Source organism: Microcoleus sp. bin38.metabat.b11b12b14.051 (genome assembly GCF_013299165.1).
Classification (GTDB): domain Bacteria; phylum Cyanobacteriota; class Cyanobacteriia; order Cyanobacteriales; family Microcoleaceae; genus Microcoleus.
On sequence record NZ_JAAFKD010000047.1, the window covers coordinates 1 to 12906 of the forward strand.

General features: G+C 45.1%; 12 protein-coding genes and 1 pseudogene. 4 read left to right on the forward strand and 9 right to left on the reverse strand.

Going from position 1 to position 12906, the window contains the following annotated elements:
- Positions 1-332 precede the first annotated feature (332 nt).
- Complete coding sequence (coaBC, locus tag QZW47_RS28575; protein ID WP_293135356.1) at positions 333-1535, forward strand: bifunctional phosphopantothenoylcysteine decarboxylase/phosphopantothenate--cysteine ligase CoaBC; 1203 nt, start codon at positions 333-335, stop codon at positions 1533-1535.
- Positions 1536-1618: 83 nt separating this feature from the next.
- Here the strand turns inward: coaBC and QZW47_RS28580 are convergent, their stop codons facing one another.
- From QZW47_RS28580 to QZW47_RS28595, 4 genes and pseudogenes are all read right to left on the reverse strand, one after another.
- Complete coding sequence (locus QZW47_RS28580) at positions 1619-2005, reverse strand: transcriptional regulator (RefSeq protein ID WP_293135359.1); 387 nt, start codon at positions 2003-2005, stop codon at positions 1619-1621.
- Positions 1974-2321, reverse strand: a complete 348-nt coding sequence (locus QZW47_RS28585; RefSeq protein WP_293135362.1) for a type II toxin-antitoxin system RelE/ParE family toxin — start codon at positions 2319-2321, stop codon at positions 1974-1976. The genes QZW47_RS28580 and QZW47_RS28585 overlap by 32 nt, the downstream gene beginning before the upstream one ends.
- 116 nt (positions 2322-2437) lie before the next feature.
- The gene (locus tag QZW47_RS28590; protein WP_293135365.1) at positions 2438-2824 is read right to left on the reverse strand and encodes a transcriptional regulator; all 387 of its coding nucleotides are present in this window, start codon (positions 2822-2824) and stop codon (positions 2438-2440) included.
- Positions 2796-3141 (reverse strand): annotated as a pseudogene (locus QZW47_RS28595) (type II toxin-antitoxin system RelE/ParE family toxin). Before QZW47_RS28595 ends, QZW47_RS28590 begins: the two are co-directional and overlap by 29 nt.
- A 168-nt stretch (positions 3142-3309) precedes the next feature.
- Here QZW47_RS28595 and QZW47_RS28600 point away from each other — a divergent pair.
- On the forward strand, positions 3310-3783 hold the full coding sequence (locus QZW47_RS28600; RefSeq protein WP_293135368.1) for a hypothetical protein: 474 nt from the start codon (positions 3310-3312) through the stop codon (positions 3781-3783).
- A gap of 200 nt (positions 3784-3983) precedes the next feature.
- Here QZW47_RS28600 and QZW47_RS28605 read toward each other — a convergent pair whose 3' ends face one another.
- From QZW47_RS28605 to QZW47_RS28620, 4 genes are all read right to left on the reverse strand, one after another.
- Positions 3984-4229, reverse strand: coding sequence for a hypothetical protein (locus QZW47_RS28605; protein ID WP_293135371.1), 246 nt, complete (start codon positions 4227-4229; stop codon positions 3984-3986).
- Between the two features lie 136 nt (positions 4230-4365).
- Positions 4366-5499: an aromatic ring-hydroxylating dioxygenase subunit alpha gene (locus QZW47_RS28610; RefSeq protein ID WP_293135374.1), complete on the reverse strand. Its 1134-nt coding sequence runs from the start codon at positions 5497-5499 to the stop codon at positions 4366-4368.
- Positions 5499-6185, reverse strand: a complete 687-nt coding sequence (locus QZW47_RS28615) for a bifunctional 2-polyprenyl-6-hydroxyphenol methylase/3-demethylubiquinol 3-O-methyltransferase UbiG (protein ID WP_293135377.1) — start codon at positions 6183-6185, stop codon at positions 5499-5501. Before QZW47_RS28615 ends, QZW47_RS28610 begins: the two co-directional genes overlap by 1 nt.
- 687 nt (positions 6186-6872) lie before the next feature.
- Positions 6873-8825, reverse strand: coding sequence for an FAD-dependent oxidoreductase (locus QZW47_RS28620; protein WP_293135380.1), 1953 nt, complete (start codon positions 8823-8825; stop codon positions 6873-6875).
- A gap of 352 nt (positions 8826-9177) precedes the next feature.
- Here QZW47_RS28620 and QZW47_RS28625 point away from each other — a divergent pair, with 352 nt between their 5' ends.
- Positions 9178-10857, forward strand: coding sequence for a N,N-dimethylformamidase beta subunit family domain-containing protein (locus QZW47_RS28625; protein WP_293135383.1), 1680 nt, complete (start codon positions 9178-9180; stop codon positions 10855-10857).
- Positions 10858-11526: 669 nt separating this feature from the next.
- Here the strand turns inward: QZW47_RS28625 and QZW47_RS28630 are convergent.
- Positions 11527-11997 carry a MarR family transcriptional regulator gene (locus QZW47_RS28630; protein ID WP_293135386.1) on the reverse strand — a complete coding sequence of 157 codons (471 nt, stop codon included), beginning with the start codon at positions 11995-11997 and terminating at the stop codon, positions 11527-11529.
- 101 nt (positions 11998-12098) lie between these two features.
- On the opposite strand from QZW47_RS28630, the gene QZW47_RS28635 reads away from it, so the two are divergent.
- Entirely contained in the window at positions 12099-12242 is a 144-nt protein-coding gene (locus QZW47_RS28635; protein ID WP_293135390.1) for a hypothetical protein, read from the forward strand.
- Positions 12243-12906: the final 664 nt, after the last annotated feature.

The following is a 12906-nucleotide window of genomic DNA, read 5'->3' on the forward strand; positions in this document are numbered from 1 at the left end:
CTTTAGTCCGCATCTAAGAAGGACTAAAGTCCTCACTACAAACCAATCTGATGACAAGGTTTGTAGTGAGGACTTTAGTCCGCATCTAAGAAGGACTAAAGTCCTCACTACAAACCAATCTGATTAAAAGGTTTGTAGTGAGGACTTTAGTCCGCATCTAAGAAGGACTAAAGTCCTCACTACAAACCAATCTGATGACAAGGTTTGTAGTGAGGACTTTAGTCCGCATCTAAGAAGGACTAAAGTCCTCACTACAAACCAATCTGATTACGCTCCTTCGATCGCACATAATATTATACGCAAGTCCTGTTTGATATAAAATATAAAATCCTATGGTGAATGGCAGGAGAATTTTAATCGGCGTTAGTGGAGGGATTGCGGCTTACAAAGTTTGCGAAGTAGTTTCAACTTTAGCGAAAGCTGGAGCAGAAGTTAAAGTAATTCTTACGGATGCCGCCGGAGAGTTTGTAACGCCTTTAACTTTTGCTACTCTTTCCCGCCATCCTGCTTTTACAGATAAGGATTTTTGGCAAGCAAATCACGGCCGACCGCTGCACATTCAACTCGGAGAATGGGCGGAAGTTTTTGTGATTGCTCCCCTGACTGCTAATACTTTGGCTAAGCTGGCGGGAGGTTTTGCTGATAATTTGCTTACTAATACTGTGTTAGCTTCTACTTGCCCAATTTTGCTAGCACCAGCGATGAATACGGATATGTGGGAACAGCCGGCGGTGCAGCGGAATTGGCGGGAAGTGTTGACTTATCGGCGCTATCATGCGGCGAATCCGGGGGCGGGAATGCTGGCGTGCGATCGCGCGGGTGTTGGTAGGATGGCAGAACCTGGTGAGATTTTGCCTCATATTGAGTCGTTGTTGTATGCTAAGGGCGATCGAGATTTAGCGGGCAAACGGGTGTTAATCAGCGCCGGAGGAACCCGAGAACACCTCGATCCGGTGCGGTTTATCGGCAATCCTTCTACGGGGAAAATGGGCATAGCTTTGGCGCAAGCTGCACTGCATCGGGGCGCGACTGTAACGCTGGTACACAGTATCGCTGGGGAATTGCCACTGTCTGGTGTGCGGGCGATCGCAGTTACCAGCGCCCAAGAAATGCGGCAGGCGATGCTAGAGTGCTTTCACGATGCAGATTTAACGGTGATGGCGGCGGCGGTTGCGGATGTCAAACCGGCTGATTACAGTCATGAGAAATTGCCAAAGCGATCGCTCCCCAATGCTTTACCGTTAGCGCCGGTAGCCGATATTGTCGCAGAGTTGGGCAACTTGAAACAGCCGCACCAAAAGCTCATCGGCTTTGCTGCACAAACTGGCGATATTGTCAAGCCTGCGATCGAGAAATTGCGGGCTAAGAAGCTGGATGCGATCGCTGCAAACCCGATCGATCAAATAGGTGCAGGTTTCGGCAGCAATACCAATCAAGCAATATTAATTAATGCGATCGGCAAGCAACTAGAAATTGCACCTTGCAGCAAGCTAGAAATGGCTCACAGGTTGTTAGATTTTGTAATGGAAGAATGAGGTTCGTAGTGAGGACTTTAGTCCTTCTTCACTAAACGCAAATAGAAAGGACTGAAGTCCTCACTACGAACCTAATAAAGTTGTTATAAATTGGCTGGTGCCCGGGATAATTCTGATTCCACAAAATCTGTTGATTCCGACTCAGCCAGCAACTCAACATCTGCCACAGTAATTTCTAGTTTAAATCCTAACGCTTCCAGCAATTCTACCAAACTGTAAATTTCCGAACCGCCGCTTTCAGTCAGCATCTGATCAAGTTTTTCGTGATATTCTTTTGCCGACTCCGAAAGAACATTCATCCTGATTTGAGCCTCAATCACATTTCTGATGGCATTTCTCAGGAGTGCGGGCTCAGGATCTTTTTCTTCCAAAATAGCCCCGATGTAACCAGCAGATTCTTCGGGTTCTTTGAGAGATTCAATGAGGTACTCGCTGTAGCTATGACTTGTCGGTGCTTTCACGTCTTTCATAATCTTTCCAGTATGATATAGCTTGTCGAATGTCTTGTTCTTGAGTGCTTTTATCTCCGGCTACCAGGATGACCACTATTGTCAACCCAACTTGTCCTAAGTAGACGCGGTAGCCCGGCCCATAATTAATTCTGAGTTCAAAAACTCCTTCTCCTACTGACTTGATATCTCCGAGATTGCCTTGTTGAACTCGGTCAAGCCTAGACTTGATTCTCAATCTGACATTCCGATCGCGGACGGAATCAAGCCACTCGTCGAAAGGAAATTTGCCATCTGAGGTACCGTAACTTGTAATTTCCCGTGGTTGTACTTCCATAATTTTATCTTAATTCTTTGCCAATTTCCATAATAAGCACGTGCGGTGTAGCTATCCCGTAGGAAATTGCCCCGCATTCCCCAAGCAAATCATATTTGCGATCGAACTGCAACTTATTACAAATTAGCAGGTTCCGGGGATAATTCTAATTCCACAAAATCCGTTGATTCCGACTCAGCCACCAACTCAACATTTGCGACAGTAATTTCTAGTTTAAATCCTAACGCTTCGAGCAATTCTACCAAACTGTAAATTTCCGAACCGCCGCTTTCAGTCAGCATCTTATCGAGCTTTTCCCATTGAAGTTGAGCTGACTCTGATAAATTGTTGAACTTTAGCCGAGAATCTACAACATCTTTGAGAACCATTTGAAGCAATTTAGGTTCATCGCTGGCTTCTGTCAATGTCACCTCGATATAACCTGCTGCTTCTTCGGCATTTCTCAGAGATTCGATCAGAAATTCTTGGTAACTTCTACTCGTTGGTGCTTTCACGTCTTTCATAGTCTCTCCAATATTGAATAGCTTTGCCAATATCTCGCTCTTTCCTTTCTCTTATCTCCACCTATTAGCAGAAGTACAATTGTCAGCCCGACTTGTCCAAAGTAAAGCCGATATCCAGGGCCAAAGTCAATTTTGAGTTCAAAAACTCCTTCTCCGACGGACTTACAATCTCCTAGATTACCAGTCATGACTCGCTTAAGCCTTAACCGAATCTTGTTTTTGCCTGTGGTATCCCGGAGTGAGTTATACCAATCTTCAAAAGGATTTGTCCCATCTGCTGTCAGGTAGTTGCGAATTTCCCGTGGTTGTACTTCCATAATTTTATCTTAATTCTTGGCCAATTTCTATAATAAGCGCGCGCTGTAGCTATTCCGTAGGGAATCGCCCTCGCATTGAAAAAATAAATCATACTTCAGGTAGAGGCATTCGATCGCCTTTAAGGTAAACTTTGTGCAGGAAACTTTGATTAAAACAGGGAATTGTGAATGAACTTTAAATCGATCGCAAAAACCAATCTACTACTCAGCAGCCTGATAATTCGCCTCGGATTGCAAGCACTTCCAGCAGCAGCCGAAGCAGTCACCGACGCGCAAGTTTCCGCACTCGTAGAAGCGCTGCGACAAGCCGCGCCACCGCAAACCGCAAATGACGGAATGTACAGTCAGTGGCAAGTTTTACCAGGGAATATTTCCCGCTGGGCAAAATTCTGTACCAAACAAGATTTAACACCGCAACAATTTGAAGCCGACGCCACAAAAGCCAAAACAATTGTTACTTGTATCGTCGGCGATTTGCTGCGCGACGAATACAAAGCTAGCAGCAACAATGAATTAACCGCTGTACGCCGCGCCGCTTGCTGGTGGATGACAGGAGAATCCGCAGCTTGCAAAAGCGGCGCCACTGCTACTTATGCGGATAAGGTTGTCAGCGTTTACCAGCAGCAGCGGCCGAAAAAGTAAGGTTTGTGCTGCGGGATCTAGATTTTTTTGACCGCAGATAGGGGCAGATAGGGGCAGATTTGCGATCGGTTTGATATCATGTCCGGCCAATTACTTAAGCTATGTCATTGCCAAACGAAATGAAGCAATCGCAAGGCTAAAACTTGCTTGCATCTGCTCTTATAAGCTTGGCAATGAGTGGCATTTACGCAGACATGATATCATTCCCCGATCGCCAATTCATCTTCTTTTAACATAACCCTTAGCCTAAATCCTAGCGCATCCAATAATGCAATCAAAGTGTAAATTTCCGAAGCGCCACTTTCGGAAATAACTTTATCTAGTTTCTCGTGATGCACTTGAGCTTCCTTCGAGAGATTATTCGCCCGCAAACGGGCATCAATTACGTCTTGAAATTCCGCCCGCAGCAGTTGAAAATCGGGTGATTCTGCTGTCTTCAGCGACACTCAGGTAAGCCGCAGATTCTAGGGGATTTTGTAGCGATTCAATTAGTGCATTTAGCCAGCTATCACTGGTTGGCGCTGTCACGTTCTTCATAATACCTCTTGCATTCATTCCCAAATTATCGGAAAATTATCTGCGTTAATCTATGTTTATCTGCCTGACATCTGCGGTTGCTGTATCAATGAAAGATTTATGCAATTCAAGTCTATTTTCCGCCTGACTTCTCATCAACTTCTGCACGCTACCCAAAGCCCGATTTAATTCGTAACTCTTTCTTTCCGAATTATGCAAAAAAGCCTGCTGTTCTTCCTCAATCATCAACACATCCTGCCGCACCAAACCATCCAATAACTTTTGAGCAGCACCGAAACAGCTATCTTTAATAAACTTGCGAAACCAAACAGGCAATTTGTGCAGCCGCCAAAACGCATTTAATGAGGTAAAATGAATTAAATAAGCGCGAGTTGCTGTCTCGCTTACCGGACAAACCAAGCAGTAAATCTTAAAGTCGCTTCCCAGTGTTGAAACCCAGTGCGGATAAACGTAACTCACATCTAGCGGTTCCGGGTGTAGCTTCCGCAGAGATTTGAAAAATAACTGGGAAATTGACCATATTTTATCTATTTTGTAATAACTTTGTGCTTGATAGCGAGCAGTTACTTGATGCTCGTCTTCTGTTAAAGTATCTAATACCGGATTTGCCCAAGCTTGCCAATCGTCGTGCAAGTGTCCGTGGTACATATCCATTAAGTTTTCAATTAAAAATGAGTAGTGAGCCTGACAGTCGATGACTGAAACTGTGGCAATATAATTGAGATGTTCCCATTCGGGCAAATTTAATAAATCTATCTTTTCGGCTTGGCTTTCCTCGCCGGGAAACAGCCAGATAAAACCGTTTTGTTCTTTGACTGGATAGGAGCGAATTTTGCAGTTAGGTAGCTTTTGATTTGCGGCTAAATAATCGACTTCGGCGCATTCTCCCCTGGCATTTAACCGCCATCCGTGGTAGGCACATTCGATTAAATCGCCTTTAACTTTGCCGTGGCTGAGTTTAACTTGTCGGTGCGGGCACCTGTCTTCTAAAGCGTTGATTTTGCCTGCACTGTCGCGGAAAAGCACGATCGCCCGATGCCACAATATCACAGGTAGTGGCTGACTCTGTACCTCTGTGCTGCGGGCGACTGCATACCATTGCTGTAAATTAATGCCCAACTCGCGGATGTGAATTTTTTGTTTCCTTGCAGATACCGATTCGATCGCGTTATTTTGCATTACAAGTTTTCCCAGATTACGCCCATATAACAACCCAATCTTACAAAATAACAGCCGGGAAAGCAACGGCCGTAAATTCTTTTAAATCTCCCTTCTGACAAATACCTGTCCCTAGCTAAATGCTGCAACCAGTTTGGCGACAATCTAAATTTTAACAATCTTGAAGCATTGCGAAACCCGTATTTGGAACAGTCGGGCATAAAATCTCTCGCTGCACGTATTATGTGGCCGATTGTAGCAGGTGTTTCAACTTCGGATACATTATCTAAAAGCACGACTTTTCCCTGCCGTTTTAACAATTTTTTAACTGATGAGAGGGCGGATGGGAGGTTGGGCAAGTGGTGAAAAGTTGCGGCGCTAACTATTAAATCAAATTGGCTATTTATGGCTAATTCATTGGCATCCATTTGAATGTATTCGATATTAGGTGCAGAGCGTTTGTGACGGGCGATACCCAGCAGTTTTTCTGACAAATCGACCGCTACCACACGATCGTAATACTTGGCTAATTCAAAAGCCAGAATGCCCGAACCGCAGCCAATATCCAATGCTGTACCTTTGCTGGCAGATAGGTTTTTAGTAAAGAAATCATTCTGGCTTTGCAAGGTTGCTGCAAAATCGTATTCTGCTGCAAAATCATCAAACGTTACAGATTTGTTGGAAATTTTCCAGTTACTCTTCAGCATCTATTCTTGCTTTACACTCATTCAACATTTTAACCGCAGATGCACCCAAATTGACGCCAAGGATTTGATTTTTTTGTTCCCACGCTCTGTTTTCTGCTCAGCGAAACCACACCCACAAACCGTAACTCATCTGAATTGCGAGTAATATCACCAACAAACTCAGCAGAGCGATCGCTCCTAATTCTCCGAAAACAGCTAAAATTAGTGCCACAACAGCCGCAGCTAATTTTAAGGCAGGACTCCATATCGGGTGAGTGAGTGCTTCCTCTTTAACTAGAAATAAAATAATAAGGTTCGCTCGTTCGGAATGCAAGTCCTTCTATAGATGCGGACTAAAGTCCTCACTACAAACCCGTTTTTCTTGAGGTTCGTAGTGAGGACTTTAGTCCTTCTATGGATGCGGACTAAAGTCCTCACTACGAACCAGTTTTTCTTAAGGTTAGTAGTGAGGACTTTAGTCCTTCTATGGATGCGGACTAAAGTCCTCACTACGAACCAGTTTTTCTTAAGGTTAGTAGTGAGGACTTTAGTCCTTCTATAGATGCGGACTAAAGTCCTCACTACAAACCTGTTTTTCTTAAGGTTAGTAGTGAGGACTTTAGTCCTTCTATGGATGCGGACTAAAGTCCTCACTACGAACCAGTTTTGTTCGTGGGGACGCGATGCAAAATCCACCCGCTGCAAACCTTAGATTTTCAGCACGCCTTCGGGATTCACTGTCAAGAGCGATCGCCTTTGCAAACCCTCCTGGTATAAAATAGCATTAGCTGCCAACAAACCGCTGCTCACCGCCCGTTCCATCAAACCGCAAGGAAACGGCATTTTTACCCAATCTCCAGCAAACAAAAGATTCGGAACAGCGCAACAAGTCTCCGGCCTTTCCGCATAACTACCGGGCGGATAACCCGAGAAATTCTTTTGGTTTACCAGTTCCCGGTGCAGCAGAGTCGCGGCTTTTAATTCTGGTACAATTTCGTACAATTCTTGCTCGAAAGTAGCCAGCAAAACTTCCTGATTGGGGAATTCTTTCTCTTTGTAACAATAAGCGTGCAGTTCCACTACGCTACCGCCAGTTTTTTGATGCCACTCGATGAACTGATCCTGAATTTTGTGGTAAAGCGTGATGCTATCAGTCAGTTTGTAGCCGGAAAGCGAACTAAAATTGCTGTGTTCCCAGGGAAAATCGCGATCGAACCAAAAACGTCCCACCGCAAACGGGTCGGCTATTTTCAAGGCCTCGATGCGGCTCTGCACCTGCGGGTTTACCTCACCGCTGGCCAAACTAAACAAATGCTGCATCCCCGGAACATCGGCCGCAAACACATAATAATCAGCCTTCAATGTTTCCCCCACATTCTGCGGCTGCAACTTATTAACCGCGGTGGCTAACTGTACCTCATCAGCTTTTTTATCTACCACTTGAAATCTCGGCAAGTCTCGCTGAGCAGGCCCGCTCACCACTCGCCCTTCGGCATCAAAAACTGCCCCGTGACAAGGACAATGAAATTGACCGTCATTTTGTTTTTTAACTGTGCAGCCTTGGTGAGTGCAGCTCAGAGAAATTGCTTCTTTTCCTCCTGGTGCGGCGGCAAATACGCTGTCCCCAGCGCCGAAATATTCCGTAGAGTTGCTGTCAGTTAACAGTGCGTTGCGCTTCACCCAAAAAGGCACTTTACTTTGCACGTCTCCCGACTGGTAGCTCAGAGAATCAATTTGGCCATTTTCCCAGTGAATATTACTAACCGCGACATCTGTCAATACTTTGCCACCTTTGCTTTCAATAGCTCTAGCAATCGGCTGCACCAAACTCGTGCCCATATCTTGCCGCGTGCCGTTGAATGCCAAACCTTCGGGATTTCCGAAAAAGTAAAAGTGGAAAAATTGCATTAATTCTCCTACGCTCAATTCGTCGGGAGCGTTGAGACTGGATTTGGCAAAAGGCAAAAAATACAAGTCGTAAAGTCCGCGCGGGAATTCACCTTTTACCCAATCGGCAACTGATATATTGTCGAGGCGAGCGAAACTTTTTTGAGTTTGAAAACCGCCGATTTCTCGAAAAACTTGCCAGTGAGCGGGTTTTGTGAGGTTGATTCCCCACTTGAGCCGGTTGGGAGAAGATATCCCCAAATCAACTATATTCCAAGGGAAAGCTGAATGGTTGGGACGGAAAACTTCTGGTTGGTATTTGCCATCTCGAAACACAACGGCGTAGGATTCTAAAGATACAAAGTTATCGGTAATTTCTAGTTCTTTGACCACACTTTTGAGGTTGTAGTATTGCGGGAAAAAACCGTGAAAACCGTGTTCCATCATAAAGCTTTCGTTCCCGACTTGTATCGGCCAACTAGCAATTTTGCCACCGAGTTGGGGGGATTTGTCTAGCAGCGTCACGGCGAAGCCCCGCTGACTTAGTTCGTAAGCACAGGCGAGCCCGGCCAAGCCTGCGCCTACAACTGCAACGGTTTTGGGTTTATTGAGCATTCGCGGCAAGTCAAGAGTATCTTGCTCAAAAACGGCGGGTTCGGGTTTGGAAAATCGCGAGTAGCCCAGCATTCCGCCGGCGGCGCCGACTCCGAGGAATTTGAGGGCGGTGCGTCGAGAAACTGCTGGCGATAGCGGTTGATTGGTTGATTGACTCATAAAGGTGGTTCGCACAAATAGGTCATCCGATTTTCGATCTCAGATTTTAGATTTTAGGGGCAATTTGCGGATGCTTCCGGGGATTTGTACCTCTGAACATCTCACATCGCTTTTCAATCTAAAATTATTCCGTGATGGGTATATGCCATAAGCCATATATGATAAGACCTAAGACATGATAGCGGAAGAAATACTCAGACAGATTCTCGGGTGGCGGCGAGTCGATCGCGCGATCGCAAAATAATCTATCTCAGGTATGATGTCTTCAGGGCTCGTGTAAAGTAATGTTAAGCCTGCTTGCTCTGCACCCAACTCTAAAATCTATCGCCTAACATCCACAGACTTATTAGCAGTGACAGTTAAATTTTTATCGAAATTGCGTCGCCGAGAATTTCTGAAAGCTTTCTCAATAGGCTTGGCCGCTCCTGTTTTCTATAACAGTGCAGCACATTCTCAAGACTATTCAAATCACGAAAAAAGTGCGATTGCTACCAATCCCACAGCCCGAGAAAACCAAAAACCCGGTACCGCAGATTGGGAGTTACAAAATCCTGCTACCAAGCGAGAAATCGAAGGTTATGCCTCTCTCACTAGCGTCAATCTCGGTGGCGAAATTAAATTATTTGTCAATACTAAAGAACCAAATTATACTATAGAAATATTCCGCACCGGATGGTATGACGGACTGGGCGGCCGCCGGATGAATGACCCAATTGTCCGCAAGGGAATCAAACAACATCCGCCGAGAGAAGATGAAGCATCCGGACTAATAGAATGCGATTGGAAAGACCCGTATATTTTACAAATTCCCGATCGCCCTTCGGACTGGACGAGCGGCATTTATTTAGCTAAACTCACGGCCGGCCGCACGTCCAAGCAAAGTTATATCATCTTTGCAGTCCGGGATGACGATCGCAAATCCGACATTTTATTTCAATCCAGCGTTACCACTTTTCAAGCCTACAACAATTGGGGCTACAAATCGCTGTACCGCTGGAACAGTCACGCCAAACAAGCTTACAAAGTTTCGTTTAATCGGCCCTACGCCATGAGTCCCAACCGCAAAGCAGCTTACGGCGTAGGGGCGGGAGAATTTCTGACTAATTTTCAGCCAAAAAGGAGAACTTCTAGCGCTGGCTGGGAATACAACATGGTCAGGTGGCTGGAAAAAGAAGGCTATGATGTTAGCTATGCCACCAACATTGACACCCATTTTAACTCTCGGTTGCTGTTGTCTCACAAAGCATTTCTGTCTGTAGGCCATGACGAATATTGGTCGCGAGATATGCGAGAAAATATAGAAGCAGCGAGAGATGAAGGCGTCAGCCTCGGGTTTTTTGGTTCCAACATTTGCTACTGGCAGATCCGCCTCGAACCCAGCCGGATTACAGGAGAAGTCAACCGAACAGTCGTAGCTTATAAAGAAATGGCCGATTTAGATCCCTTGGGCGGATTTAAAGCAGAAGTAGGCGCTGTTAGTTCGTCGGTAGAAATAGCGGCGGCCGGTCAATTAAACTACGGGATTGGCAAACCAGAGCGCGATCGCATAGCAACTTACAATCAACCCCCAGCACTATATTCCTTAGTCACAACTCGCTGGCGAGACCGCTCCGTGGGCAGCCCCGAAGATGCTTTAATCGGTGTGATGTACGAAACATTTCAAGTTAATTCTGATATTGTCATTGATAAAAGCGCTCCGGATTGGCTACTAGACAAAACAGATTTAAAACATGGTGACAAGTTACCCGGGCTGTTGGGTTATGAAGTCGATCGCATATTTGGCAATGCCCCGAAAAACATAGTTCGCATCGCCCATTCTCCGTACCCTTACGGCGGCGGCACTCGCTATGCTGACATGACCGTTTATACAGCAACCTCGGGGGCGAAAGTATTCGCGACAGGTTCGATGCAGTGGGCGTGGGGATTGGATAATTATAATGCGCCGGAGTTGCGATCGCCCGTTTTAAATGCGCCAGCTCAACAGATAACGCGAAACGTTTTAGCAAAGCTGTTAAGTGCAGCTAAATCTTGAATTTAATACTCACTCAATCAACAAACTGTAGTCCCCCTTGCAACTTCTCTTCTTGCGAGGGGACGGGGCTGCATTCCGAAAACTAAAACTATTATTCAGATGCAAACGTCAAATATAGCCGAGTCTCACTCATGTGAGGTACAGGTTCTGATTTTAGATTTTAGATTTTAGATTTTAGATTGGGGGATTGAGGGATTGAGGGATTAATTGGTCTGGTGCGTCATCTTTCTGAGAACTGCTATATCTATCAACAAAAAGTTGTAGGGCGCGCTGGGCGCACCTTACTAAAATATATAAGCTGTCCTACATTTAAATTGTCTGTCAAAAATCGCTTAAACACTCTTGTGGGATGGCTTTGAGCAGCGTCCCGAATATAAAATTTAAATGCGCTACAGCTTAACAGTTATGAAAAAAGTCAGGTATGCTCTCAAGCTATTACCAATTACCTTTTTCCCAATTACCAATTTCTGAAGTGTATCTCCAGAAACCTGAGACTCGGCTAGATAACGATTTAAACAATCAATAGACCTCTTGCAAAAATAACTAGGACGGGCTCTGGGGCCCGTTCCACAAGAAACATTTTTTGTTTTGGAACGGGTTCTGGGACCCGTTCCAAATCTTGATTAAAATGACTTTTGCAAGAGTTATAATAAGTGCCGTAGAGGTGTTTTACTTATCCTTTGACTTACCGTCAAACACCTCTCTGAGTAGCGCCAATCCCGCCCAAACGATCGCCATCTCTTCCTGAGATAAATCCTGGAACATTGGTGAAATATTGATCGACGTGATATCTCGAATTTCTTCCAGCCTCGCGTGACCAGTTTCTGTCAGCGTCAGCACCACCGCTCGCCGTTCCTGAGGATGTTCTTGTCTGTCAACAAATTTTTCCTGAACCAAGCGCTCGCAAATGGCCGAAGCAGTCGGTCGAGTCACCCCCAAATAATCTGCTAACTTGGATAAAGAAGAACCTGGATAGCGGTAAATAAACATCAGACTGCGAAACTGAGATATCGATAAAAAAGATTCTCCTTGATTTCGCATTTGCGCTCGAATCGATCCCACAATCAGCGGAATGATTTCCACTACTTCAGCAGCACAGCGCTCGGGGGTTATTCCTGTAGAGGATTGTTCCAAATTCATGTTGGTTCCCTGTTAGACAACTCCACCATCGCTGTATTCAGCAAGGTGGCGTGAGCCAAAGGGATGCTCGGTTGGTGCAGCATACAAATCAAATTTCATGTTTGACTAAAAAAATTTTGCCTTCACAGAGGCTTTGTTGGAAGCGATCGCACGTGCGGGCGAGAATGCGATCGCTCGGTTATTTAGGTTTTCAATTGAGGCTTTCCCAGGGAATCTACGTAAGTACAGATGGCGGAGGCATTTAATTATGGACGATAGAGCGCGAATTTTCTTAATAAACAGTACAGGTATTCGCTCTCTACCGCAATTGCAGCAATACTAATTGTTAGGGAGCCTAATAATTTTAATTGTATTTATTTCTGTAAAAATGTCAAGTTTGAGGATGAATGTGGGTGAATTTGCTGATTTAATCGATTCAGCATTGCTGACTTGAGTTTTCTTCAATTAACTGCCACTCGTGGCTATTTTCGTTGGTTTAGCTTGGCCGGTTGCTTTCGATTTGCGATCAATATCTTGATGAGTTGTCGATCGCTGCGATCGGCCGCATCGTGTTCAGGGCTCTTTATTCAGTAATTATACATATGAAAAATATATTGTTGGTGATATCTATCACAAGTGCTATACAAATAAAGAAAAGTGCGACATTAAACTTTATCAGTGCCGAGGGCTGGCGGGCGAGAACCCAGTGACACAATTGACACACATGAGCGTGAAAAAGTTGAAAATTTAATTTTATGAGCAGCGTTAACAGCATTTCTGTGCTGCTTCCAAGTACCTGTCTGGGCCAAAATTGCCGCCATTTAACTCAACGACGTATAGCAGTGGAAAGTGGACAGTTGACAGCTCGCCCGCTCAGCTTCGCCGAAGGGTTGACAGCTTGCCGTGAGCTTCGCCGAAGGGTTGCATAAC